Source organism: Streptomyces sp. NPDC005761 (assembly GCF_040630635.1).
Taxonomy (GTDB): domain Bacteria; phylum Actinomycetota; class Actinomycetes; order Streptomycetales; family Streptomycetaceae; genus Streptomyces.
This window is the reverse complement of record NZ_JBEXXX010000027.1, coordinates 1-23,451: the sequence shown is the minus strand read 5'-3', so window position 1 is coordinate 23,451 and position 23,451 is coordinate 1. Positions and strand designations below refer to the sequence as shown.

General features: G+C 69.3%; 20 protein-coding genes and 2 pseudogenes. 13 read left to right on the top strand and 9 right to left on the bottom strand.

Features of this window, described 5'->3' with window-relative positions; translation table 11 throughout:
- Positions 1-201: 201 nt before the first annotated feature.
- The 3 genes from ABZ434_RS23270 to ABZ434_RS23260 all read right to left on the bottom strand — a co-directional run bounded on the left by ABZ434_RS23270 (position 202) and on the right by ABZ434_RS23260 (position 2,914).
- Complete coding sequence (locus ABZ434_RS23270; RefSeq protein WP_359140046.1) at positions 202-642, bottom strand: SRPBCC family protein; 441 nt, start codon at positions 640-642, stop codon at positions 202-204.
- Between the two features lie 79 nt (positions 643-721).
- Positions 722-2,137, bottom strand: a complete 1,416-nt coding sequence (locus ABZ434_RS23265) for an MFS transporter (protein ID WP_359140044.1) — start codon at positions 2,135-2,137, stop codon at positions 722-724.
- A gap of 228 nt (positions 2,138-2,365) precedes the next feature.
- On the bottom strand, positions 2,366-2,914 hold the full coding sequence (locus tag ABZ434_RS23260; RefSeq protein WP_359140040.1) for an SRPBCC family protein: 549 nt from the start codon (positions 2,912-2,914) through the stop codon (positions 2,366-2,368).
- 925 nt (positions 2,915-3,839) lie between these two features.
- Between ABZ434_RS23260 and ABZ434_RS23255 the strand changes: the two genes are divergently transcribed.
- From ABZ434_RS23255 to ABZ434_RS23225, 7 genes are all read left to right on the top strand, one after another.
- Entirely contained in the window at positions 3,840-4,403 is a 564-nt protein-coding gene (locus tag ABZ434_RS23255; protein WP_359140037.1) for a TetR/AcrR family transcriptional regulator, read from the top strand.
- 126 nt (positions 4,404-4,529) lie between these two features.
- The gene (locus ABZ434_RS23250) at positions 4,530-5,882 is read left to right on the top strand and encodes a carotenoid oxygenase family protein (RefSeq protein ID WP_359140034.1); all 1,353 of its coding nucleotides are present in this window, start codon (positions 4,530-4,532) and stop codon (positions 5,880-5,882) included.
- Between the two features lie 152 nt (positions 5,883-6,034).
- Positions 6,035-7,105, top strand: a complete 1,071-nt coding sequence (locus ABZ434_RS23245) for a medium chain dehydrogenase/reductase family protein (RefSeq protein ID WP_359140031.1) — start codon at positions 6,035-6,037, stop codon at positions 7,103-7,105.
- Positions 7,106-7,401: 296 nt separating this feature from the next.
- Positions 7,402-8,040: a sigma-70 family RNA polymerase sigma factor gene (locus tag ABZ434_RS23240; protein WP_359140028.1), complete on the top strand. Its 639-nt coding sequence runs from the start codon at positions 7,402-7,404 to the stop codon at positions 8,038-8,040.
- A gap of 2 nt (positions 8,041-8,042) precedes the next feature.
- Positions 8,043-9,146 carry a CU044_5270 family protein gene (locus ABZ434_RS23235; RefSeq protein ID WP_359140025.1) on the top strand — a complete coding sequence of 368 codons (1,104 nt, stop codon included), beginning with the start codon at positions 8,043-8,045 and terminating at the stop codon, positions 9,144-9,146.
- A gap of 555 nt (positions 9,147-9,701) precedes the next feature.
- The gene (locus ABZ434_RS23230) at positions 9,702-11,138 is read left to right on the top strand and encodes a carboxylesterase family protein (RefSeq protein WP_359140022.1); all 1,437 of its coding nucleotides are present in this window, start codon (positions 9,702-9,704) and stop codon (positions 11,136-11,138) included.
- 59 nt (positions 11,139-11,197) lie between these two features.
- The gene (locus tag ABZ434_RS23225; protein ID WP_359140019.1) at positions 11,198-12,223 is read left to right on the top strand and encodes a zinc-binding dehydrogenase; all 1,026 of its coding nucleotides are present in this window, start codon (positions 11,198-11,200) and stop codon (positions 12,221-12,223) included.
- A 33-nt stretch (positions 12,224-12,256) separates the two neighbouring features.
- On the opposite strand, the gene ABZ434_RS23220 is transcribed toward ABZ434_RS23225, so the two are convergent.
- Positions 12,257-13,186 carry an AraC family transcriptional regulator gene (locus tag ABZ434_RS23220; RefSeq protein ID WP_359140015.1) on the bottom strand — a complete coding sequence of 310 codons (930 nt, stop codon included), beginning with the start codon at positions 13,184-13,186 and terminating at the stop codon, positions 12,257-12,259.
- 130 nt (positions 13,187-13,316) lie between these two features.
- Here ABZ434_RS23220 and ABZ434_RS23215 point away from each other — a divergent pair, with 130 nt between their 5' ends.
- The 5 genes and pseudogenes from ABZ434_RS23215 to ABZ434_RS23195 all read left to right on the top strand — a co-directional run.
- Positions 13,317-13,712 (top strand): MmcQ/YjbR family DNA-binding protein, encoded by a 396-nt coding sequence (locus ABZ434_RS23215; RefSeq protein ID WP_359140012.1) that lies wholly within the window; start codon positions 13,317-13,319, stop codon positions 13,710-13,712.
- Positions 13,709-14,080 carry an MmcQ/YjbR family DNA-binding protein gene (locus ABZ434_RS23210; protein ID WP_359140009.1) on the top strand — a complete coding sequence of 124 codons (372 nt, stop codon included), beginning with the start codon at positions 13,709-13,711 and terminating at the stop codon, positions 14,078-14,080. The genes ABZ434_RS23215 and ABZ434_RS23210 overlap by 4 nt, the downstream gene beginning before the upstream one ends.
- A gap of 117 nt (positions 14,081-14,197) precedes the next feature.
- Positions 14,198-14,953 carry an AAA family ATPase gene (locus ABZ434_RS23205; protein WP_359140006.1) on the top strand — a complete coding sequence of 252 codons (756 nt, stop codon included), beginning with the start codon at positions 14,198-14,200 and terminating at the stop codon, positions 14,951-14,953.
- Positions 14,872-15,291: pseudogene (locus ABZ434_RS23200) on the top strand (replication-associated recombination protein A); the annotation flags it as partial. The gene ABZ434_RS23205 and the pseudogene ABZ434_RS23200, both read left to right, overlap by 82 nt.
- A 269-nt stretch (positions 15,292-15,560) precedes the next feature.
- A pseudogene (locus ABZ434_RS23195) lies at positions 15,561-15,722 on the top strand (substrate-binding domain-containing protein); the annotation flags it as partial.
- A gap of 126 nt (positions 15,723-15,848) precedes the next feature.
- Here the strand turns inward: ABZ434_RS23195 and ABZ434_RS23190 are convergent.
- The 5 genes from ABZ434_RS23190 to ABZ434_RS23170 all read right to left on the bottom strand — a co-directional run bounded on the left by ABZ434_RS23190 (position 15,849) and on the right by ABZ434_RS23170 (position 21,759).
- Positions 15,849-17,318 (bottom strand): glycoside hydrolase family 32 protein, encoded by a 1,470-nt coding sequence (locus tag ABZ434_RS23190; RefSeq protein ID WP_359140003.1) that lies wholly within the window; start codon positions 17,316-17,318, stop codon positions 15,849-15,851.
- Positions 17,319-17,405: 87 nt separating this feature from the next.
- The gene (locus tag ABZ434_RS23185) at positions 17,406-18,278 is read right to left on the bottom strand and encodes a carbohydrate ABC transporter permease (protein ID WP_359140000.1); all 873 of its coding nucleotides are present in this window, start codon (positions 18,276-18,278) and stop codon (positions 17,406-17,408) included.
- A gap of 1 nt (position 18,279) precedes the next feature.
- Positions 18,280-19,206, bottom strand: a complete 927-nt coding sequence (locus tag ABZ434_RS23180; protein WP_359139997.1) for a sugar ABC transporter permease — start codon at positions 19,204-19,206, stop codon at positions 18,280-18,282.
- A 73-nt stretch (positions 19,207-19,279) separates the two neighbouring features.
- The gene (locus ABZ434_RS23175; protein WP_359139993.1) at positions 19,280-20,581 is read right to left on the bottom strand and encodes a sugar ABC transporter substrate-binding protein; all 1,302 of its coding nucleotides are present in this window, start codon (positions 20,579-20,581) and stop codon (positions 19,280-19,282) included.
- A 143-nt stretch (positions 20,582-20,724) separates the two neighbouring features.
- Positions 20,725-21,759, bottom strand: a complete 1,035-nt coding sequence (locus tag ABZ434_RS23170) for a LacI family DNA-binding transcriptional regulator (RefSeq protein ID WP_359139990.1) — start codon at positions 21,757-21,759, stop codon at positions 20,725-20,727.
- Positions 21,760-22,456: 697 nt separating this feature from the next.
- Between ABZ434_RS23170 and ABZ434_RS23165 the strand changes: the two genes are divergently transcribed.
- Positions 22,457-23,383, top strand: a complete 927-nt coding sequence (locus tag ABZ434_RS23165) for a hypothetical protein (RefSeq protein ID WP_359139987.1) — start codon at positions 22,457-22,459, stop codon at positions 23,381-23,383.
- The last annotated feature ends 68 nt before the right edge of the window (positions 23,384-23,451 follow it).

The following is a 23,451-nucleotide window of genomic DNA, read 5'->3' as shown; positions in this document are numbered from 1 at the left end:
CGGTCGGGGAGTGTCAGCGGCCGGGCGGCGAGGGGGGGGTGGTCATGGTCGGTTGGGCCTTCCGCGGGGTGGGGGTGTACGGCGGAGGATTGGCGTCGTAGCGGATTGCACGGAGTGCAGGTGAGGCGGGCGGACGGCAGCCGGGAAGGCGCATGGGCATGACGGCCATGCGCCTCCGGTCCGGCCGGGTCGTGCCGGGGTTCAGCTCCCGTTCTCCGCGGTGGCCTTCAGGACGTTCAGCCATGCCACGAGCGATTCCTCGAGCGCCTGGTGCATGGCCTGCGGAGCCGCCTCGACGGGGGCGCCTGCCCAGGACTCGCGGGTGATGACCTGTACGCCCTCGGCGGTCTCCTCGAATTCCCAGACGTGGATGCCGGTGATGCCGTGGGCGGGGCCGCCCCAGACGATGCGGCGCATCGGCGTCAGTTCGGCGACGGTGGAGCGGATGTCAAGGCCGGCTGTGGTCCAGTCGAAGGAGGCGCCAGGGGCGAGAGGTTCGTGCAGGACTGCGGTGTCGATGCCCGCGTTCCATGCCGGCCAGGAGCCGATCTCGGTGTGCAGGCGCCAGATCGTCTCCAGCGGGGCGTGCACGCTCCGGCTCAGTTCGACGACGACGGGTGCGGTGCGGTCGATGTCCATCATGTTCGTTCTCCGGAAGAGGGTGACTGGTTGGGTCGGGTTGGGTGATGCAGGAAGTGCGGTTGCGGCTCTGGCCGGTGGTTCAGGAGCTGCCGGGGAGGGCCGGCTCCGGCGTGGCCGCACGGTTGCGGCCACGCAGCAGGTGGATGCCTGCTCCGGCGGCGGCGAGCAGTGCGATGAGGGCAGCGGCGACGAGGGCGCGGCGGTAGCCGTACGCCAGGGTGGCGAGCGCGGGTGTGGCCCGGGCCGCGGCCGGGGCTGCGAGGGTGGTGAGGATCGCGAGTCCGAGGGCGCCGCCGACCTGCCGGGAGGTGTTGATCAGTCCGCCGGCGATGCCGGCGTGCCGGGGTTCGGCCCTTTCGATACCCAGGGCGGTCAGGGGGACGAAAGCCAGGCCGAGTCCGGCGCCGATCAGTACGGACGGGCCGAGGAGGTCGGGCAGGAAAGCGCCGTCGAGGGGGAGCCGGGCCAGCCAGAGCAGGCCGGCGGCAAGCACGATCAGGCCGGGCAGGAGGGTCCCCCGCAGGCGTCCCGCGGCCCAGGAAGCAGCCATGAGGGCTGCGGCCAGGGGTAGTTGGGTGAGGCCCGCTTCGAGGGGTGAGTAGCCGAGGACCTTCTGCTGGTAGAGCGGGAGGAAGAAGAACGTGGCGACCCATACCGCGCCGAGCAGCAGCATCAGGAGGTTGCCGGTGGCGACGGACCGGGTGCGCAGCAATGCGGGCGGCAACAGGGGGTCTTCAGCCCGTCGCTCGATCGGCATCAGCGCCGAGAGCAGCAGCATTCCGGCTGCCGGGAGGACGAAGTCGGGCAGAGGGGTGGCGTCCTTGGCGCCGAGTCCGTAGACGAGGAGGGTGAGGCCGGCGGTGACGATGAGCGCGCCGGGTACGTCGAGGCGGGCGGTGCGCTTGCGTTCGCTCCGGGCCAGGAGGAGGGGGGTGCCTATGAGACCAGGGAGGGCGAGCAGGGCACTGATGGCGAAGATGGCCCACCAGCCCAGAGTGCCGGTAAGGACTCCGCTGAGCAGGACTCCTGCAGCTCCGCCGGCTGCGGATGCGGCTCCCCAGAGGCCCAGGGCTTTGCCGCGGCCGGGGCCTGGGGCCCAGTGCGCCAGCAGGATGGCGAGGCTGGCCGGGGAGAGCAGGGCCGCACCGAGGCCCTGGACCGCTCGGGCCGCGATGAGTGTCCCGGAGCCTGAAGAGACGCCTGCGGCCAGGGAGCCGACGGCGAAGACGAGGAGGCCGGCCAGGAATGCGGTGCGGTGGCCGAGGAGGTCGGTGAGGCGGCCGCCGAGGGGCAGCAGGGCTCCGAAGGCGATGAGGTAGGCGTTGACGATCCAGGCCAGGCCGTTCGGGGTGAGCTCGAGGTCCTGGCCGATGGCGGGCAGAGCGACGTTCACGATGGAGGTGTTGAGCACGACGAGGAACTGCGCACCGGCCAGGAGGGCGAGGAGGAGGCCCGGGCGGGGAGGGCGTGCCGGGAAGGAGGCGGGCGTAGACATGATGCCTTTCGGAAGTCGTCCGGGGCGGGGCGCGCACGGCACCGGGCGCGCCCCGGGGATGCCGGCGGGGGTGTTGATGCAGCGCTGCGCACCGGGGGCGGCAGTCTGCGGGGGGTGCGGGCCCGGTAGGCGCTCGAGCGGCCTGCCGTCGGATGCCTTGCCGCTGTCGGGCGGTTTCACCGCAGGCAGGGGGCCGCGGGATCAGGGTCGTGGGCGGGCCTGCCGGGTTCAGGGGCGCTGGTCGCTCTTGGACTCACCCTTGAGGTGGGGCTTCTCCGCCTGCTGCTTGAGATTGTTCAGCCAGTTCTCCAGAGAGGCGTCGAGGGCTCCCTGCAGGTAGACGGTGTTGGCGGCGACGGGTTCGCCGGTCCACGACTCCTCGGTGTGGACGTGAACGCCGTCCCGGGCCTGGGTGAAGGTCCACACGTGGACCGCCGTGATCCCCTGGGCCGGCCCGCCCCAGACGATGCGGTGCTTGGGCTGCACCTGCTTCACCGTCGAGGTGATGTTCTCCAGGCCTTCGGTGGACCAGACCCACGAGGAGCCCGGACGCAGCTTTCCAGGGGTCTGCTTGACCGAGGAGCTGACGCCCGGCTGCCAGGCCGGCCAGTTCTCGACGTCGGTCTGGACCCGCCACACCTGGTCCAGAGAGGCGTGGATGACGATGTCGTCCCGGGTGATGACCGGGGCCTTCTCGTCGATCCCTACCGGTGTGGACCCTGCGCTCCCGAAGGCCAGGGGCAGTGCGGCAAGCAGGGCAGTGACGGTGGTGAGCATGAGCGTTCCTTCGGGGATTTGGGAGAGGACACCACACACTGAAGAGTGTGGTTGTTCACTCAGTTACGGGTCAGCTTGAACTTCAGAGAATGACTTGCTTACGGAGAGCGCGCAGAGATGCCTGAAGCGAGGGGCGAGGGTGATCTTCCGACCACCCTTCGGCATGTGAGTAGTCAACCACTCTTACTCCTTCAGCGTCAACGCCGGCGGGGCGGCGAGACTTCACATCGGGACCTGCGGGGGGCGCCTGCCCCCATTCCGCAAGAAGGGGGCGGGCGCCGCGGTGAGGTCGGACCGGGAACAGAGGAGGGCACCTCTCAGGGAAGCCGCGGCGACCCGAAGGCGGCTCTGAAGCCGTCGACTGCCCGGGGCGGCCCTCTTCACGAGTTTCGGCTCTGGCTCAACATGTAAGCCCGGAGCCGGAACCCGTTCTCGCGAACAGAGCCAGCCGGGACACCTGGGTGGCCGGCGGGAGAACCCGCCCGACGTCCACACGCACGGCCCGGCCCGGGAAGGCGATGGGCGACGGCAGGAAGCGGTGATCCCCGGGTTCCAGATGGATCGCGCCCGCCAGGCCAGGGCGCGCGTCGGTTCGGGTGGCTCGCTCCCGAGGGGCCGCGGTACGGGCACCCCGGCCGGATGTCGAGAGGGCCGCGAGGCGCGCGAGCTCCTCCCTCCGGTGGCGACTCCGACCGTTACGGCCGCGATCAGCCCGACCCGCAACCGGGTCCCGCGCGCGGCCGCCAGGCGCGTCGGAGAGGGAAGGCTTTCGATGCGCGGAGTGCCGCCGCCGACCCGGGGGGCTGTCAGGACGTCTGCGCGATCACATGGTCCGCGCATCAACTCGGGCACAACCCGGCACCTCCGTGCCCGGCACTCAGAGGTGGCACTTGACACCCTCCAGTGTGAGTGGTTGAGTACTCACATGAAGATGGAGCGACGCCAACTATCCACAGCCGACGAACGCCGCGAGACGGTCCTGCGGACCGCCATCGGGGCTTTCGCAGCCAGGGGGTACTTCGGGACCACCACCACGGAGGTGGCCAAGGCGGCCGGCATCTCGCAGGCGTACGTCTATCGCCTCTTCCCGAACAAGGAAGCCCTGTTCACCGCGGTCGTCGAGCACTGCTTCGTGAGGGTGCGCGCCGCCCTCGAAGGGGGCGCGGCCAAAGCCGAGAGCAGTTCGCCCGAGGCGGTGCTCGCTTCCATGGGCGATGCCTACGCCCGCCTGATCAGCGACAACGACCTCATGCTGGTACAGCTGCACGCCCAGGCGGCTGCGGTGTCCGAGCCGGCCGTCCGAGAGGCGGTCCGGGCCGGCTACGCCCGCAGCGTCGAGTACGTGCGCAGCGCTTCGGGCGGCAGCGAGGCACAGGTACAGGAGTTCTTCGCCGTCGGCATGCTCTGCCACCTGCTGGTTTCCATCGATGCCGAGGCGATCTCAGCACCCTGGACCCGCACCCTGACAGCGGGCATCATGCATTACTGACCCGCCTCCCGAAAGGCGGCCGCGCGTCTGCGGATCCTGCGGCCGCCCTCTTTTTCGCCCCGATAGTGAGTGTCTGACCACACACACCTGACTGTTGATTCTTCTCGAGTGAGATTGAGGTTCGTCATGGCCCGCAAGCCCTACCTGACCGGTCACTACTCCCCCGTCGCCGACGAGATCACCGCGACCGAACTGAGCGTGGAGGGAACCCTGCCGCCGGAGCTGACCGGCCGTCTGATCCGCAACAGCCACAACCCCAAGCCGGGCATCACCCCTTCCCACTGGTTCAAGGGCAGCGGCATGGTGCACGGCATCCGGCTGAACCATGGCCGCGCCGAGTGGTACCGCAACCGGTGGGTCCACACCCCCGCCCTGGACGGGGCCCCGTATATGACCGGCCGGGGACCGGACCTGCGGGTCAGCACCGCCGGCACGCACGTCATCGAGCACGGCGGACGACTGCTGGCCCTCTCCGAGGCGGCCCTGCCCTTCGAGCTGACGGCCGACCTGGAGACGGTGGGCGCCTACGACTTCGGCGGCAAGCTCACCTCCGCCATGACCGCCCACCCCAAGGAGGACCCGGCCACCGGCGAACTGCACTTCTTCGCCTCCTCCCCCTTCCAGCCCTACCTGATCCACCACGTCGCCTCCCCCGACGGCCAAGTGCTCGACAGCCAGGAAGTTCCCGGCGCGAGCGCCGCTCTCAAGCACGACTTCGCGATCACCAAGCACCACGTGATCTTCCTGGAGGGCTCGGTCACCTTCGACCCCTCCGAGCACTCCGGAATCCCCTACGGCTGGAGCGACGCCCAGGCCTCGCGGATCGGCGTCATGCCACGCGGTGCGGGCGGCGCAGCGAAGATCCGGTGGTTCGAGATCGGCCAGGGATACGGCATGCACTTCGCCAACGCCTACGAGAACGCCTCCGGGCACATCGTCGTCGAGGGCCCCACAGTGGGACGCGAGGGCTGGCAGCGCTCGTGGAACTGGTGGGTCGGTGCCCCGGACCGCGGCGCCGAACCGAACTCCGGCTCCCGCAGCCGCCGCTGGACCATCGACCTCGCCGCAGGAAGCGTCCACGAGCAGCAGACCGACGACCTGACGGTGGAGTTCCCCACGATCAACGACAACTTCACCGGCAGCGAGCACCGCTACCAGTACGCCCTGTCCTTCCCCGACGACCTCGGCATCGGCAACCACACCCTGGTCAAGTACGACCGCGCTTCCGGCAACCGGCAACTGCTGCCCTTCGGTACCGGCCAGCTGCCCAGCGAAGCGGTGTTCGTCCAGGCCGAAGGCACCACCGGAGAGGACGAGGGATACCTTCTGACCATCGTGAGCGACCTGAACGCCGACGCCTCCGAGATGCTCGTCCTGGACGCCTCCGACCTCACCGTTCCCCCGGTCGCCACCATCCACCTCCCTCGCCGGGTTCCCGCGATGATCCACGGCTCGTGGATCCCTGACTCCGCCCTCTGAGACGGCGTCCGACCCTCGCCGCCCGGGCCGCCGACCGCCCCGTCGGCTCGGCCGCACTACTGCCGGCCCTTGCGGGCCGCGCCCCCCTCGACCGATGTCCCACCGTGCCGCCGTCGCCGGACGCCGGCCCATCCGAAATGAGGAGCAATCCCATGTACGACTCCCCCGCCCGCGACTCCGCCGCCGCATCCCCGCTCGCCCCGTCCACCGTCACCGAAGCGGTGCTGCCCGGCATCGTCGAGCCGAACGGCATCCAGTTACAGACCCGCTCCGCCCAGCCCGCCGCCCCGGGGCAGGTGGTGCTCGCGATGGAGGCCGCCGGGGTTTCCTTCGCCGAGCAGCAGATGCGGCGCGGCAAGTACTACGACCAGCCGCCCTTCCCCTTCGTCCCCGGCTACGACCTCATCGGGCGGGCCGTCGACATCGGCGAGGGCGTGCCGGGCAGCGTGCTGGGGCGGCGTTTCGCGGCGCTGACCAAGACCGGCGCCTGGGCCAGCCATGTCAGCGTCGACGTCGGCGACCTCACCGAGGTGCCCGAGTCGGTGGACTCCGCCGACGCCGAGACGTTCGTGGTCAACGGCATCACCGCCTATCAGATGCTCCACCGCCTGGCCAAGGTCCGCGCCGGTGACACCGTCCTGGTACTGGGCGCGAACGGAGGCGTGGGCTCCACTCTCGTGCAGCTCGCCCGCATCGCCGGCGCCCAGGTCGTGGGCACCGCATCGGCCAAGCACCACGACGCCGTACGCGCGCTGGGAGCCACCCCCATCGACTACCGTGCTGCCGACCTCGGCGACCAGCTCCGCGCCCTGGCCCCCAAGGGGTACGACGCGGTCTTCGACCACGTGGGCGGTGAGGGCATCTTGACCTCCTACCGGCTCCTGGCCTCGAAGGGAACGCTCGTCTCCTACGGCACAGCCTCCACCCGTGACGCCGAGGGCTCCTCCAAGGCCCCGGTCCTCAAGCTGCTCGCCCGCCTGACGCTGTGGAACGCGGCCCCCAACTGCAAGAGCGCCTACTTCTACAACATCTGGGCCGGCAAGCGGCGGCTCAACACCTTCCGCGCCAAGCTGCAGGCCGACCTGTCCCAGGTCTTCGCCCTCCTGGCCGACGGCAGCCTCACCCCGCAGGTCGCCGCCCGCATCCCCCTCGCCGACGTCGCCAAGGCGCTACAGGTGGCCGAATCCGGCACCGTGGTCGGCAAGGTCGTCCTGGTCCCCTGAGCAACGGCCGAACGCCTGACGCAGCTCGTCCCGCCCGGCCCGCCGACGCCTCCACCGACCTGGCAAGCATGCCCCTTCCCCCGCAGCGGACGCACGCAGGGAAAGGGGCGTTCGCCGTGCGGGCCGCACAAGGCGGCGCAAGCACGCCGACGGCCCGGTCTTGCTGAACAAGTCCTGCGGCATGCTTACCGTCTTTCCTCGTCTCCGCAGTGAACGTACGCCCGCGAATGCGGGTGTGACGTACGTCTCTGGAACTCCCCTCCCCGCAACGACAGCTGACTGAAGTGACCACAACCATGCGCGCGCGTATTCGAGCGGGGGATCCGCAGGCCTTCGCGGAGCTCTTCGACGAGTACGCGAGAACCGTCTACAACCACGCCTACCGGTTGACCGCCGACTGGGCAGCCGCCGAGGACATCGTGTCCGCGACCTTCATGGAAGCCTGGCGCGGCCGCCAGCGCCTGGATGCGGAGGGCGGGAGCCTGCGTCCGTGGATGCTGGGCATCGCCACCAACCTCGTACGCGCCCAGTCACGGAGCAACCGCCGGTACAAGGCGGCGGCGGCCGCAGCCACCCATGCCGCCGGCCCCGGGGGCGAGGCGGCGGTGGCCGACCACGCCGACGAAGTCGCCGGGCGGCTGGACGACCGCAACCGCCTGGCCGCCACGGCACAGGCACTCTCGTCCCTACGACGCACCGAGCGGGAGGTGTTGAGCCTGTGCCTGTGGCAGAGCTTGGACTATGCCGCCGCCGCGCAGGTCCTCGAAGTCCCGGTCGGCACGGTCCGCTCCCGGCTCTCCCGCGCCCGGAAGAAGCTGAAGAAGCTCGCTGACGCACAACTTCTCGACGAATTTCGGGAACCCCGGCCGGTGAACCGGCAGGTAAGAGAAGACCGCACGATCGCGGCCCGGTCCGCACAGGAAGGAACCCGGTGAACATGCGCCAGCCCCGTCCGAGCAACTCCCGCCCCACGCCCGACGAATGGCCCGAGAGCGAGCACCTGCTCTCCCTCGACGAAGCCGACTTCCCCGCAGGCCGCCATGCCTTTCGCAAGGAAGAACTCATGACCTTCATCCAGCAGGACACCCAGGACGCGGCAGCCACCACGCCCGCTCCCTCTGTCGCGCCCGCCCGACGCCGACTCCTGCGCCCCCTGTTCATCCTGCCCGCCACCGCGTGCTCACTCGCCGTCCTCGCCGCGGGCGCCCTCACCATCGTCGGCGGCGCAGAGAGCGGTCCCGACACGGTGACCGGACCGCCGCTCACCGCCACGGTCGGCGCCGGCACCAGCTCCGGCGTCCCCCAACTCCTGAACCGGATCTCCCTGGCCGCGACGCGCAACCCGGAAGTGAAAGTCGGCCCGGGCCAGTACGTCTACATCGAGAGCGAGGTCGGCTCCACCTACGAGCGGACCGTCGACGACAAGACCACCCTGGCCAGCGACGGCATCCACCGCCGCCAGATCTGGAACTCCGCGGACGGCACCGAGGGCTGGCTCATCGACCCGGCGGTCACCTCACCCGGCGGCGAGAAACTCGACCGCACCAACGAGAAGGGCACGAGCGAACCCGGCCGCCTCAACGCCCCGACCCACGACTACCTCGCCACCCTGCCGACCGATCCCGACGCTCTCCTGAAGAAGATCTACAAGGAGACCAAGGGCATGGGCAACACCCCCGACCAGCAGGCGTTCACCACCATCGGCGACCTGCTCCACGAGACCCTTCCCTCCGCCGAGCTGAACACGGCCCTCGTCAAGGCCGCCGCCAAGATCCCCGGCGTCGTCCAGGTGAAGGACTCCGCCGACGCGATCGGCCGGCACGGGATCGCCGTCGCCCGCCTGGACGAGACCTCCGGCGCCCGCACCGAATGGGTCTTCGACCCCAAGACGTACACCTACCTCGGCGAACGCACGATCCAGGTCCGCCCGCACGGCGGTGACTCCGGCCTGATCAAACCCGGCACCGTTCTCTACACCGAAGCCGTCACCCTCCGCCAGGCCGTCGACGCGCTCAAGGAGGTTCCCTCCTCCAACGTGTGAGGAGGACCGCACGACCACAAGCGTGTTCCCGCTCTGCGCACGAGGCAGCGCGGGGACAAACCCGCAAGTACGCTCCCGCACCCGGGCGAAGAGGCCCGGATCGGAAAGCTCCCCTCCCCTGGCTACCCGCAGATCTCTGGCGATCGCGGTTTGCGCACCCCGCCTGACCTGTCGGACCAGTGGACGGTCGTCACCGCCGAATTCGTCGTCGAGTTCGTCACCGCCGAACTGCGCGGGCAGCACCGTGGCGGCGCCCTCGGACGGTTCAAAATCGCGTTCTCACGTCGTCGCGACGACGGCTTTACCGGCCCTCGCCCGTCCCTTGTCCGGCTCCTCGGAAGGTCCCCCAGCGGAGTGCCTTCCGGAACGCGAGGCCGCCGGAGCCGCGCATCGCGAAAAAGAGGAGCGGTGAAGTGTCGCCTGGTGACCATCGGGTGACTGCTCTCCGCCGGGCGAGCTGTCGGATCTCAAGGAAGGATTGGAGGGCGTCACCGCAACAACCCGCTGCCATTACACCGCGCGGACCAATCCAAAACCGCGCCGGAAGGACACGTCATGACCGCCACCCCTCCCGAGGCCCCCACCGCACCAGGGGTGCGGTCCTGGTGGGGAATTCGGTACGCCACCGCCGAGCGGTACCGCCGCCCCGTGGTCGCGGACTTCGATCCGGACCTCCCCTACGACCGCAAGGGCGTCGTGTCCGTCCAGCCCAACAGCGGCGACTGGCTCGAAGCGGACAGCGGAATGGGCGAGGACTGCCTGAACCTGAACGTGTGGGCCCCCGAGCAGCCCACCGGCAAGGCGCTCCCGGTGACCGTGTACATCCACGGCGGCGGATTCGAGTACGGCGCGAACACGCAGATCACCTCGAACGCCGCCGGTCTCGCCGCGACGGGGCGCGTGGTGGGCGTGTCGATCAACTACCGACTCGGCGCCCTGGGCCCGCTCTCGCTCTCGCAGTACGGCGGGAAGCTCGCCGAGGCCAGCAACCTCTTCCTCCAGGACATCATCGCCTCGCTCACCTGGATCCAGCGAAACATCGCCCACTTCGGCGGAGACCCCGACAATGTCACCGTCTACGGTCACAGCGGCGGCGCCTACTCCTCCTTCGGACTGCTCGGCGCCTCCTCGGCCGACGGCCTGTACCGACGCCTGGCCGGGTTCTCCGGCGGGCCCGCTCGCTCCATCCCGGCCTGGTGGGCCGAGGAACTCGCGGAGCGGTTCGTCACCGAACTCGGTGTCGCGGACAACCCGGAGAAGCTGCTCGACCTCGACCCGCTCTCCCTGAGGGACGCCCTGCGCAAGGTCGCCCCGACGGACCTCGGAGAACGCGGCGGGGTGGACAACAAGGCCACCGGCGTCGTCCTTGACATCGGGCAGCCCGGTGCGGTGGTGCACGCCCACCCCATGGACGTCCTCGCCTCGGGCGCGCACCGGAACGTCGACGTGCTGCTGAGCATGGCCAGCGACGACATGGGCTGGTGGGTGGCGAACGACCTCGACCGGTTCGACCCGGGCACCATCGACCGCGTCGTCGACGAGGTCGCGGGGTGGCGCATTTCCCGCTCCCGCGCCAAGAAGATCGTCGCTGTCCACGACCAGGGCGGCCGTACGCCGGCCGAGGTCCGCGCCGCCGTCATGGCGGACTACCTCTTCGCGATCCCCGCCGCACGCGGCGCCCTGGCCCACGCCGCCGCCGGCGGCAACGCCCACCTCCTCCTGATCGGCCCCGCCGAAGGCGCGCCCGCCGTGCACGGCACCGAGATGCACGCCCTGGTCGGCCAGGAACAGCCGGACCGCAGCGCGGAGCAGGCCGAGCGGGACATCCGTATCCGCGACATCGTCCTCGACTTCGCCACCGGCGAGCACTCCCGCCTGTGGCCCGCCGTCACGGACAAGCCCACCTCGGAAACCGTCGGCAACTCCCCCTTCGAGGGCACCGCCCACTACCAGCAGGTCCTCGACCTGTGGGAAGGCATCGAACGCCCCTGACGGCCGGCGGGCGATACGGAACAGCGCATCAGGAGGGTGCACAGAGTGAGGAACTCGCCATGAGCCAACCGACAGCAGCAGCCGACGGCGCCGCACCGGCGACCATGCGGGCCGTCGTCGTCAGCCGCCCCGGCGGCCTGGACGCACTTCAGATCAGGGACGTGCCGGTGCCCGTCCGCAAGCCCGGCTGGGTGCGGATCAGGGTAAAGGCGTTCGGCGTCAACGAGTCCGAAGTCATCACCCGCAAAGGCGAGTCGGACGCGGAGGTCACCTACCCGCGCATCCCCGGCATCGAGGGTGTCGGCGTCATTGAGGAGGCCGACGAGGACAGCGGGCTGCGGCCGGGCCAGCAGGTGGCCACGATGATGGGCGGCATGGGCCGCTCGTACGACGGCGCGTACGCCCAGTACGTCACCGTTCCCGCGCAGCAGGTCATCCCGTGCGAGACCGGCCTGCCGTGGGACGTGGTCGGCGCACTGCCGGAGATGTTCCAGACCGCCTACGGATCGCTGACCCACGGCCTGGACCTCAAGGCCGGGCAGACGCTACTCATCCGCGGCGGCACCTCCACGGTCGGGCTGAGCGCGGCCACGATCGCGAAGGACCTCGGAGCGACCGTGCTGTCCACCACCCGCAGCCCGGACAGGGCCGGGGAACTACGGGCCGCGGGCGTCGACCATCCCCTCGTCGACAACGGCACCCTTGCCGGCCAGGTGCGCGAGCTGATGCCGGACGGTGTCGACGCCGCACTGGAACTGGTGGGCTGCTCGGTCCTCGCCGACACCTTCCGCACCGTCCGTCGTCACGGCACCGTGTGCTTCACCGGAGCCCTGGCGGGCCAGTGGGCGATCCCCGACTTCAGCCCGTTCATGATCCCGGGCGGGGTGCGGCTGACCTCCTACGGCGGTCAGGCCGCCGACCTCCCGGCCGACGTCTTCGCCCACCAGCTCCAGGCCATCGCCGAAGGACGCCTCAACGTCCCGGTCGCGAAGGTCTACCACGGCCTGGAACAGGTCCGTGACGCCCAGGCCGACCTCGAGTCCGGCGCCACGCCGGGCAAGCACGTCGTCGTCCTGGACGACTGAGACCCGGGCAGCCGAGACCGCGCCGCGTCTCCCTCATACGTCGGTCACTTCGCGGGCCGCGAAGGCGCCCGGGGTGAGACCGGTGCGGTCGCGGAAGAACCGGCCGAAGTTCGCGGGGTCGGTGAAGCCGAGGTGGTCGGCCACGGACCGGGCATCCCACCGGGCGCTTCCCAGCAGGCGCCGCGCTTCGAGCAGGCGCCGCTCGTCGATGAGCTCACGCACCCCCTTCCCCGTGGCCCCCCGCGCGGCACGGCTGAGAGTACGGACCGAGCAGCCGAGCAACTCCGCGTAATCCGCGGCCCGGTGCAGTTCGCGGAAGTGCACCTCCAGGGCGTCCGTGAACCCTCTGTAGGTGTCACCACGGCTCGCGCCGGCACTCGTGCCGGCGGGGGTGACCCCAGGGGCGTTGGCCAGGCGCAGCAGCAGCGATTCGAGCAGGCTGCGCCGCAGGGCGTGATGAACACCGAGGGGCCGGCGCCCCAGTGCGCGGTGTTCGTCCAGAAGCTGGAGTGCCGTCTGCTGGAGCCAGGCGGCATCGTCGGGGTGCGGGCTCAGCACGGCAGGAGCCTCATGTGCGGTGAGCGGGGCCAGCAGGCGGGCGATGTCGGGCCGCAGTACATCCGGTTCGAACAGGATGAACGGGCCGCGGGCGGTGCCGGGCGGATGCCAGCACAGCGCGTGCCCCGGGCGCACCCACAGCCACTGGCCGGGGGTGACGGTCCGCGTGAGGTGGTCGACGTCGTGCCGCAACTCGCCCTCGGCGACGGCGATGAGGTAGTGGAAGGTGGCGCGGCCCGGACGGGGCGGGTTCCACGGCCAGTCGTCGTGCTGGACGAAGAAATCTTCGACGGTGCTCACTTCAAGGCCGTACGGGGTGCCGACCGGGGGCTGGAAACCGTACAACGGGACCGCGGACGGTCCCGCCTGGCCGCTCGGGCTGGGGTGTCGCTTGTCGACCATCACGTGTCCGCAGCCTACTGCACCTTATGTCGGTTTCGGGGAGAGAGTGGGAGGTGGTGCCGCCACAACCGCTCGGCGCGCCATTCGCGTCATGGGGTGCCCAGCCCGCGCTCACCTGAGGAAGGAAACGTTCATGAACGGAACGACCCTGCACAAGACTGCCGCCGAGTGCGCCGAGGGGCTTCCCGGAGCCCGGCTGGAGCATCCCTTCGGCGACGACTGGGAGGTCTTCAAGGTGCGCGGCAAGGTGTTCATGCTGATGACCGAGGTCCCGGGGCGTCCCGTCGTGATCCTCAAGGCGGACCCCGGCGAGGCCCACGCCCTGCGGGAGCAGTACAGCCACATCGCCCCCGGCTACCACATGAACAAGAAGCACTGGATCACCCTGGAGAGCGGAGAAGGCGTCGACAACGAGCTCGTCAGGGAGCTCGTCACCGACTCCTACCGGCTCGTGGTCGCCCGCCTGCCCGAGGCGGAGCGGCCTGTCGACCCGCACACCTACGGCATCCTCATGCGGGCGGCCCGGTGAGCGCGGCCGGTGACCGGCTCCAGGACACCGCCCGCCGCGCGGCCCTCGCGCTGCCCGGGACGGACCACGGTTACCCGTTCACCAAGCACCTGGACGTGTACAAGGTCGCGGGCAAGGTGTTCCTGATCGTCACCGACGACCCGGACGAGCAGATCATCACGGTCAAGTGCGAACCCGAACACGCCCGCGCGCATGTGCACGGCCATGCCTCGATCACACCGGGCCGCTACCTCGACAAACGGCACTGGATCTCGCTCGGACCGGGCCCCGGTATCACTGAGCGGCTGGTCACCGACGCAGTCGAGGATTCCTACGATCTGGCCGTCGAGCGGCTGCCGCAACGCGACCGCCCCCGGCCCCGTACCTGATGATCACCGCAAGCGCGCCCACGAGCTGCTGAGCCCGCGCCTGTCAGTGCCCCGTGCAAGGCTCGCCACACCCACACACCTCCGCCCGCCCACCGCTGCCTGCAATCCGAGAGACCGATGGAACCCACCGAAGCGACATTGCCGCTCTTCGACGAAGAGCCGGCCCGGCCACTCGCCGACCGCATGCGTCCCACCCGACTGGAAGACGTCGTCGGGCAGGACCACCTCCTGGCCCCGGACGCCCCGCTGGGTCGCATGGTCGCGTCGCAGCGCCTTGGCTCCGCCATCCTGTGGGGCCCGCCCGGCGTTGGGAAAACGACCATCGCCCGCCTCCTCGCGGACGGCAGCAACCTGGCCTTCGAACCAGTGTCGGCCACCTTCTCCGGCGTGGCCGACCTGCGCAAGGTCTTCTCCGCCGCCCGCAGCCGGCGCACCATCGGCCAGGGCACCCTGCTGTTCGTCGACGAGATCCACCGCTTCAACCGCGCCCAGCAGGACAGCTTCCTGCCCTACGTCGAGGACGGCACGATCACCCTGGTCGGCGCCACCACGGAGAACCCCAGCTTCGAACTCAACGGCGCCCTCCTCTCCCGCACCCAGGTCCTCGTCCTCAAACGCCTCGACGAAGCCGCCCTGTCCACACTCCTCGACCGTGCCGAGGACCTCAGCGGCCACCGGCTGCCGCTGGACGACGACGCCCGCCGCGCCCTGATCGCCATGACCGACGGCGACGGCCGCTACCTCCTCAACATGGCCGAACAGCTCCAGGCACTCCCGGACCCCGGCACCCCCTGGACACCGCCGCGCTCGCCCACCACATCCAGCAGCGCGCCCCGCTGTACGACAAGGCGCAGGAGGGCCACTACAACCTGATCTCCGCGCTCCACAAGTCGATGCGTGGCTCCGACCCGGACGCGGCCCTGTACTGGCTCGCCCGCATGCTCGACGGTGGCGAGGACCCGCTGTTCGTCGCCCGCCGCCTGGTCCGCTTCGGAGTCGAAGACATCGGCGTCGCCGACCCGCACGCCATCCAACAGGCCCTCGCCGCCTGGGACATGTACGAGCGACTCGGCTCCCCCGAGGGCGAGTTGGCGATCGCCCAGGCCGTCGTCTACCTCGCCACGGCCCCCAAGTCCATCGCCGTCTATCGCGGCTTCAACGCGGCCCACCGGTCCGCCCGCCGCACCGGCTCACTCATGCCGCCCGCCCACATCCTCAACGCCCCGACCCGGCTGATGAAGGACCTCGGCTACGGCACGGACTACCTCGGGCGCCGACTACTTCCCCGACGGCATGGACCACGAGACGTACTACCAGCCCACCCGCAACGGCTACGAAGCCCAGATCAGCGAACGCCTACGCCACTGGGCAGCGCTGCGCGCTCGCCGACGCAGCGGCTGACTGGACGGGTGGGCGGCGGACTCCGCGAGGAGACATCTGTAAGTACAGCTCTCCGGGCGTCCCGTCGCCCAGGTGGCCCGAGACCTCAGCATCCACAATGGCCCAGGACTCCGAAGAGATCGGCCGGAAGGCAGCGGAGACCGCCCTGGCACGCCTGGACGGCGACCGTTCCCGCGCCCGCACCATCACCGTCCCCACCCGGCTGATCGTCCGAGGATCGGGAGAACTCACTGCTTCGTAGGCGCAGGAGGACGGAGACGGTGCGGGCCGGCTCGCGCATGCCTGTCCGGACCCCGTACGTCGACGATCCTCGTTGTGACTGTCGCAGCACTGAGGGACGGCGGATACCGCCCTGTCAGGCAGGGAATCAGCCGGTCGGCGCCCATCCCCGGGCCGTAAAGGTCGGGGCTCTCAGGGCGTCCGCCTGGGTGAGGTCCCAGGCTTCGACCGCGAATTCACTGCGCAGGGTGCCCGTCGTACGAGCTTGGAGCCGCCACGGCCCTTCACCGAGTGGATAGAACCGCAGGGTGAGGACTTGTTCGTCGGCCAGGTAGATCTCGGCTATCGAGCGGTCCACGATCACGCGGAGTTCGACGGGACTGCCGGTGCGCTGCATGGCGGGGAAGGGCAGTGTGTACGAGCCTCCCCGGGCTCGTGTGTCGAGCGACGCGTGACTGCGGTCGACGGTGAGTTGCCCGACCGCGGGATCGAGACGGATGTCGAGGTATTCCGAGCCGTCGGCGGAGGTGATCAGTCGCAGCCCGCTCGTACCTGTGGGGTCGGGAACGAGTGCGGCGGTCAGATCGAAGGTAGGGCTCACCTCACCGAGTTCGGTCGGCTCGGCCTGCGTGACGTGTCCGGTGCGGTGCAGCACACGCGCGCCACGCAGGGCCAGCAGTTCGCGGGCAGGGCGTTGGGCGACCGTGCCGTCGGCCGTCAGGCTCACTTCGCGAGGAAGGGTGAGTACGCCTGCCCAGCCGGCTTCGTGCGCCCAGCCGTCGTCGCGGGCCTCCCAGGCCCAGCCCCACATCAGCCATCGGTCTTCCCCTGGGGCCTTCAGCAGGGCGGGAGCGTAGATGTCGGGGCCGTGGTCCAGCGGCGCGGGGGAGGCAGCCGGTGTGAAGCGGCCGTCCTTCTCGTGGCCGGTGTGGACGGTGGTGTGGCTGGGGCCGTTCTGCGGGGTCCAGTCGCTGACGATCAGGATACTCCGGTCGCCGAAGGTCGCGTACTGGGGACACTCCCAGCCGATCGGGCCGGCATCGGACCCGGTGTCGCTGGTGTGGAAGAGGCCGACGTACGTCCAGCGTTCCAGGTCGTCGGACTCGTACAGCAGCACAGCGGCACGGCCGTCGTCGAGGGCTGAGCCGACGAGCATCCGCCAGCGCTCGTCCTGCTGCCAGACGTAGGGGTCCCGGTACATGGTGGTGCCGGCGGGCGGTTCAGGGATCAGCAGTTCCGGACGTTTGGTCCAGGTGGTGCCGTTGTCGGACGACTCCGCGGTGGTGATCGGCTGCCACCAGCGGTCGTTGCGGTGGGCGGAGTAGAAGGCCACCATGCGGTGGTCGAGGGAGACGGCGTTGCCCGAGTAGCAGCCGTCGGCGTCGTAGCCGCCGGGGGTGGGGGTGAGGGCGACGGGGAGCGGCTCCCAGTTGATCAGGTCGGGGCTGCGGAAGTGGCCCCAGTGCACGTTGGAGTGCTGCGGGCCGTGCGGGTTGTACTGGAAGAACACGTGGTAGTGGCCGTCGTGGAAGACCAGCCCGTTGGGGTCGTTGATCCAGTTGCGGGGCGGCCTCAGATGGACGGCCGGGAGGTGGGGGTCGACAGGCGACGTGGACACACGGGGCCTTTCTCACGGTGCGCGGAGCACAGGGGGCGTCACAAGGGGCGAGGTGCAAACGAGCGGTGGTGCTGCCGCTGCGCGGGGTCAGCCCTTGACGCCGCTGGAGGCGATGCTGTTGACGAAGGAGCGCTGGAACGCCAGGAAGAGAGTCAGGATCGGCACGGTGATCATGGAGGAGTACGCCATGATCTGGCCCCATCCGACGTTCAGCTGGAAGAAGTAGGAGATGCCCACCATCACCGGCCGCAGTTCCTCGCTCTGCACCACCATCAGCGGCCAGAGGTAGGAGTTCCAGGCCGGGAGGAAGGTCAGGATCGCGACGGTGGCGACGGCAGGTCCGGACAGCGGCATGACGATGCGGCGGTAGATGGTGAACCAGCCGGCGCCGTCCACGATGGCTGCCTCGTCCAGCTCCCTGGGGATGCTCTGGAAGTACTGGTGGAAGAAGAAGACCGAGAAGGCGTTGGCGACGAACGGCAGGATCTGCACCTGGTAGGTGTCCATCCAGCCGGTGCTCCACTGGAGGTGGAAGCCGTTGACGCTCAGTAGCGGTAGCTGGTTGACCCACCACACCAGCGGCAGGGCGAAGGTTTCGAACGGCACGATGAGGGTGGCGATGACCGCGGTCAGGACGAGTTTGCGGCCGGGCCACCGCATACGGGACAGGGCGAAGGCGGCCATGCTGTTGATCACGATGCCGAGCACCACCGTGCTGGCGGAGATCAGGACGGAGTTCAGCAGGAACCGTGCCGCGGGAACCCGGTCGAAGACGGCCGTGTAGTTGTCCAGCGACAGGGCGCCCATGGGCAGGAAGGCACGCAGGGAATCCAGGTCGCCGAAGATCTGGTCGTCCGGCTTGAACGACGAGACGAGCATGAAGACGAGCGGAAGCGCGAAGACCAGGGCCAGGGCGATGCGGCCGGTGTGACCGCCGAGGCGTTTGAGGAAGGCAGTCATGTCAGTCCTTCTCCCGGGTCAGGAAGCGCTGGACGAGGGACACGCTCAGTACGAGCACGAAGAAGATCAGCGAGATGGCCGCCGCGTAGGCGGTCTGCTGCTGGTCGTAGCCGGTGTGCACCGCCTGGTAGACGACGGTGGTGGTGGAGTCGAGAGGGCCGCCTTGTGTCATGACCCTGATCTGGGTGAAGAGGCTGAAGGCCGAGATCGTGATGGTGACGAGCACGAACGTGCGGGTGGCGCGCAGTCCTGGCCAGGTGACGTGGCGGAAGCGGTCCCAGCGGTTCGCTCCGTCGAGGTCGGCGGCCTCGTACAGCTCGGCGGGGATGGTCTGCAGGCCGGCCAACCAGATGATCATGTGGAAGCCGACGCCCTGCCACACCGACATCAGGATGATGGCGGGCATCGCGGTGGCCGGGTCCCCCAGCCAGTCCGGGCCTTCGACATGGCCGAGGGTGAGCGTGGAGATGACGTGGTTGACCAGACCGTCCTTCCGGTAGAGGAAGGTCCACAGGAGGGACACGACGACCATCGAGGTGACAACCGGCAGGAAATAGACGGTACGGAAGAAGTTGACGCCCCGTACCTTGGCGTTGACCAGCAGGGCCAGGACCAGGGCGAGCCCGCCCTGGAGCGGGACGACGACGACGGCGAAGTAGGCCGTGTTGCGCAGGGACCTGTAGAAGGTCGGGTCCTGGAAGAGCAGGGTGAAGTTTCTCAGGCCCACGAAGCGGGCCGGGGTGGGCGAGACGAGCCTCGCGTCGGTGAACGCCAGAGCGAAGGCCAGAGCGACCGGTATGACGAGGAAGACGATCAGCAGCACGACGGCCGGTGTGGCCATGCCGAAGGCGGTGAGGCTTTCACGGCGACGGGCGTTGGTCGTTCGGGTTCGCCGGACCGGACGCAGCCGCTTGCGGGCTGCGGTCATGGTGGGCACGGTATCTCCAGAGGGTCGGCCCGGCTCGGACGGCGTGATCTGCGCCCGAGCCGGGCCGGGCGGGTCAGTTGGAGTAGTAGTTGTTCGTCTTCAGGTTGCTGTCGATGTCCTTCGCGGCCTGGCCGAGAGCCTTCTGCGGGTCGGCGCCGGCCAGGACGTCCTTGGCCGCCTTCTCGAACTCGGTGGAGATGTAGGGATAGGCCGGGGTGGCCGGGCGCACCACCGCGTACTGGCGCGCGAACTCGACGAGCACCTCGAACTTGCCGCCCGGCTGGTAATCGGCGATCTGCTCCGCGGCGGCCTCGGTGGCCGGGATGGTGCTGGTGGCCTTGGCGTACTCGGTGAAGTACTTCGTCTGGCGGGAGAACTTCAGCCACTCCTGCGCCCCGGCCTTGTTGGAGCAGGTGGAACTCATCGCCCACTGCCAGGACGCACCGCCGATCTTCGGCCCGTTCTCGAAGTCCACCGGCGGGATGATCGCCAGGTCGTCGCCGAGCTTCTCGGCGTTCTTGGCCGCGTTCCAGCTGCCGTCCCACTGGATGGCGCTCTTGCCCGCCAGGAAGTCCTTGTTGGGGTCGGCTCCGGACTTCTTCGCCATGTAGTCCTTGGCCACCAGCGACTGGAACCAGGTGGCCCAGTCCACGGCGGCCTTGCCGTCGAGGGTGCCGGAGGCGCTCTTGTAGCCGCCACGGTCGATCAGGTCCCCGCCGAAGCTCTGCAGCTGCGGGGAGTAGCCGTACGACCACCACTCGCCTGTGCCGCCGGTGCCCATCTCCAGCGGGTACTCGAACGTGCCGCTCTTCTTCAGCTTGGCGAGCGCCGCGTCGAACTCGTCCTTCGTCCAGGGCTTGTCCATGGTGGCGACACGGATGCCGTGCTCTTCCAGTACCGACTTGCGGGCGAAGAAGGCCAGCGAGACGTCGTAGAAGCCGAACGCGTAGAGCTTGTCGTCGTAGCGTCCGACGGTGCTGGGCAGTTGGCTGAGCACGGGCACTTCGCTGCCGGTGACGTCGATCGGGTCCAGGTAGCCACCCCACGCCCAGTTCGCCACATTGGGGCCGTCGACGTCGAGGAGGCAGGGCAGCTTGCGGGCGGAGGCAGCCGCCACGACCGAGTTGTTGTAGTCGCTCTGCGGAAACGCCTGCAGCTTGACCTTGTACTTGTTCTGGGAGCCGTTGAAGTCCTTGATGATCTTCTTGACGACGTCGAGTTCCACCGAGTTGCCGGCGTTGTGCGTCCACAGGGTCAGCGTGTCGCCGCTGGCACCGGACGTGCCGCCGCCCCCTGAGGTGCACCCGGCGACCAGCGCGGTCGCCGCCGTGACGGCTACACTCGCAGCAGCGAGGCGTCGTGTTCTGAACAGCATGAGGTTCCTCCATCTCACTGAGACGGGTCTTGCAGGACCCGCCCTCGGCGACCGGTTGCGACGGTCGCTGTTCTTGGTGCTCGTCCCGTCACCCGCCCGGTCATCGGTGCGGGTGACGGGACGACTGTCTTGGGCGCCGTGTGTCAGCCGCTGACGGGTGCGCCGAGCGAGGCACGGCTTTGCAGGGGCATGGGCACCCGGTGCACGACGGCTTCGAGCGGACCCGGGCGGAGAATCAGATCCATTGCGAGGTGCCCGAGCCCGTAGTGCGGGAGCCGTAGCGTGGTGAGCGCCGGACGCAGCACGGAAGCGATGTCCTGATCGTCGAACGAGATGACCGATACGTCACCGGGCACGGAGAGACCTGCCTCACCCAGGGCCTGGTAGGCGCCGAACGACACCCGATCGGCCAGGCACACCAGGGCGCGGGGCCTGTGTCCCGCCGCCAGCAGGGCGGCCACCTCGCGGTAGCCGTCGAGGGTGTCCCAGTCGCACTCGATGACACCGTCCAGGCGTGCGCCGCCTTCCCGGAGGACTTCCTCCAGGCCTCGCATGCGCTCGTTGCCGGCGACGATCCCCTCAGGGGTGGCCGGCACGGCCTGGTGGCCGCCGATCGCCCAGATCCCCTCGGAGTGACCGGCGGCGAGCAGAGCCCTGGCGGCGTCCCGCCCGGCCTCGAACTCGTCCGGGACGACCGAGGGCGCGTCGAATCCGGGGGCCAGACAGTTCAACAGGACCACCCGGCGGCCGAACAGCTCCTTCGGCGGGGTCACGTACCGAGTGAACATGGAAGCGTAGATCACCGCGTCGACCTGACGGTCCAGCAGTGCGTGAACGAGCGACGCCTCCGCGGCGCGGTCGCCGTTCGCCTCCGTGATGAACAGCAGGTTCTCCCGTTCCCGGGCGGCCTCCATGGCGCCGCGGATCACGTCGCCCGCGAACGGGGTCGTGGTGATCCGGTCCGACACGAAACCGATCGTCTGCGTGGACTTCGTCCGCAGGCTGCGCGCGGTGACATTCGGGCGGTAACCCAGCTCTCTGGCGGCCTCCAGGACGCGCTCCCGTGAGGCGTCGGAGATGCGCATGTCGGTCCGGCCGGACAGGGCGAACGACGCGGTCGTCGACGAGACGCCCGCCCTGCGGGCCACGTCGGCCATGGTCACGCGACGCTCGGACATCAGAGAACCAGCCCCCTATGGCTAAATCGGATTAGCAACGTGTGACGAGACTGCGCCTCCCGTTATGCACTGTCAACACCCCGGACATCTCACCTACATAACGGTGACCTTATAGGCCCTTTTGTGAGCGATGGGGGGTACGAAAGCAAAATCTGCGTGCGTTAGCTCTTGCTTTAGCGCCAGCCGCGCACGAACCATGCCGACCCATGACCTAAACCGAATTGGTGCTACGTCAGGTGACGCCCAAGCACACCGAACCGGGCACGACGGCATGGAACGGCATCACTGTCGTCGCCGCCACCTTCGCAAGCAGCTCAGAAGCCTTCTGATCGCAACAAGGCCCGACCGCTCCCACCGGCAGGCGCACCGAGCAGCACCCAGCCCCGCCTTCGGTCTCACCGTCCCCATCGGTGACCGGATGTACAGGAAGACCGCCGCCTGGACCACCGGAGGCGATGGCCACACCGCCCTCGCCGAAACCGCCCCTGTCCCGCCTCAGAGCTGCACGCCCAGTACTCGCTGTTCATGGACCTCGTCGCGTCCACGGACGGCGCATGCTCACCCCCGCACCTCACCCCACACACCGGAGGTTCGTATGCGAACCCGCTCTCCAGCGAAATCCGCGACATCCAGCAGAAGCGCCCTGCTGCGCCTGCTGCTCGCGCTCACGATATGCCTCGGCCTGACATCACCCCTGATGACGCACACCGCCGACGCAGCCGAAACCACCCTGTCGAATCCTGGCTTCGAGACCGGTGACCTCAAGGGCTGGACGACGACCGGAACCGCCTTCGACGGGGCGGTCACCGACAAACCCGGCTGGGGCTGGGGCTGCTGCTTCAACCAAGCCGGCACCCACCACCTGTGGGGGTTCGCGTCCGGCAGTGACACCCCCACCGGAACAGTGACCTCCGAGCCGTTCACCCTCACCGGCACCGGAATGGTCAGCGTCCTGGTCTCCGGCGGCCGCAACGACAACGACCTGTACGCAGCCCTCACCACCCTCGACGGCACCGTCCTCCACAAGGCAACCGGAACCGACGACGAGGCCTACCGCCGCGTCACCTGGGACGCACGCGCCCACCTCGGCAAGCAACTGCGCATCACCCTCGTCGACAAGGCCACCGGAGGCTGGGGCCACATCAACCTCGACGACGTCCGCGTCGGCACCGACAAGGCACCCGACCCCACGCAGGAAGGTCTGGCCGCTTACTGGGACTTCGCGGAAGGCAAGGGCACCACGACCACCGAGCAGATCAGCCAGGCCGCCGACCCCATCAGCTACGTCTTCAACGACGCAGTGGACAAGCCGGACAGCGCCCCCCTCTGGCGCACCGAGCGCGAAGAGGAAGGCGTCCTCTCCGGCGCCCTCCTGTTCGACGGCTACTCCACCTGGGTCACACGCGCCGCGTCCCAGACGCAGATCCCCACCGACGGCATGACCATCGAGGGGTGGGTGGCCCCACGCGCATTCGAATGGGGCGACGAGGGCAAACCCTCCGCCATCGTCAACCAGCAGGACAAGGGCGCGAAGCGCGGCTTCTCCCTCGGCGTCGGACGGCACGGGGTATGGGAGTTCGGCATCGGCACCGGTGACTGTCGGCGTACACGTGAACGCACATAGCCGCGTACGGATGAACGTGCAGAGTTCTTGATGTGCTGAGTGCCGGCCCCCGGCACGCTGCTGCCTGT

What these genes read in the sequence shown, in the direction of transcription:
- ABZ434_RS23165 (WP_359139987.1), top strand. Translation starts at nt 22,457, where the DNA reads ATGACGCACACCGCCGACGCAGCCGAAACCACCCTGTCGAATCCTGGC.
- ABZ434_RS23255 (WP_359140037.1), top strand. Translation starts at nt 3,840, where the DNA reads ATGAAGATGGAGCGACGCCAACTATCCACAGCCGACGAACGCCGCGAG.
- ABZ434_RS23215 (WP_359140012.1), top strand. Translation starts at nt 13,317, where the DNA reads ATGAACGGAACGACCCTGCACAAGACTGCCGCCGAGTGCGCCGAGGGG.
- ABZ434_RS23265 (WP_359140044.1), bottom strand. Translation starts at nt 2,137, where the DNA reads ATGTCTACGCCCGCCTCCTTCCCGGCACGCCCTCCCCGCCCGGGCCTC.
- ABZ434_RS23185 (WP_359140000.1), bottom strand. Translation starts at nt 18,278, where the DNA reads ATGACTGCCTTCCTCAAACGCCTCGGCGGTCACACCGGCCGCATCGCC.
- ABZ434_RS23260 (WP_359140040.1), bottom strand. Translation starts at nt 2,914, where the DNA reads ATGCTCACCACCGTCACTGCCCTGCTTGCCGCACTGCCCCTGGCCTTC.
- ABZ434_RS23180 (WP_359139997.1), bottom strand. Translation starts at nt 19,206, where the DNA reads ATGACCGCAGCCCGCAAGCGGCTGCGTCCGGTCCGGCGAACCCGAACG.
- ABZ434_RS23205 (WP_359140006.1), top strand. Translation starts at nt 14,198, where the DNA reads ATGGAACCCACCGAAGCGACATTGCCGCTCTTCGACGAAGAGCCGGCC.
- ABZ434_RS23245 (WP_359140031.1), top strand. Translation starts at nt 6,035, where the DNA reads ATGTACGACTCCCCCGCCCGCGACTCCGCCGCCGCATCCCCGCTCGCC.
- ABZ434_RS23175 (WP_359139993.1), bottom strand. Translation starts at nt 20,581, where the DNA reads ATGCTGTTCAGAACACGACGCCTCGCTGCTGCGAGTGTAGCCGTCACG.
- ABZ434_RS23250 (WP_359140034.1), top strand. Translation starts at nt 4,530, where the DNA reads ATGGCCCGCAAGCCCTACCTGACCGGTCACTACTCCCCCGTCGCCGAC.
- ABZ434_RS23240 (WP_359140028.1), top strand. Translation starts at nt 7,402, where the DNA reads ATGCGCGCGCGTATTCGAGCGGGGGATCCGCAGGCCTTCGCGGAGCTC.
- ABZ434_RS23225 (WP_359140019.1), top strand. Translation starts at nt 11,198, where the DNA reads ATGAGCCAACCGACAGCAGCAGCCGACGGCGCCGCACCGGCGACCATG.
- ABZ434_RS23230 (WP_359140022.1), top strand. Translation starts at nt 9,702, where the DNA reads ATGACCGCCACCCCTCCCGAGGCCCCCACCGCACCAGGGGTGCGGTCC.
- ABZ434_RS23235 (WP_359140025.1), top strand. Translation starts at nt 8,043, where the DNA reads ATGCGCCAGCCCCGTCCGAGCAACTCCCGCCCCACGCCCGACGAATGG.
- ABZ434_RS23270 (WP_359140046.1), bottom strand. Translation starts at nt 642, where the DNA reads ATGATGGACATCGACCGCACCGCACCCGTCGTCGTCGAACTGAGCCGG.
- ABZ434_RS23170 (WP_359139990.1), bottom strand. Translation starts at nt 21,759, where the DNA reads ATGTCCGAGCGTCGCGTGACCATGGCCGACGTGGCCCGCAGGGCGGGC.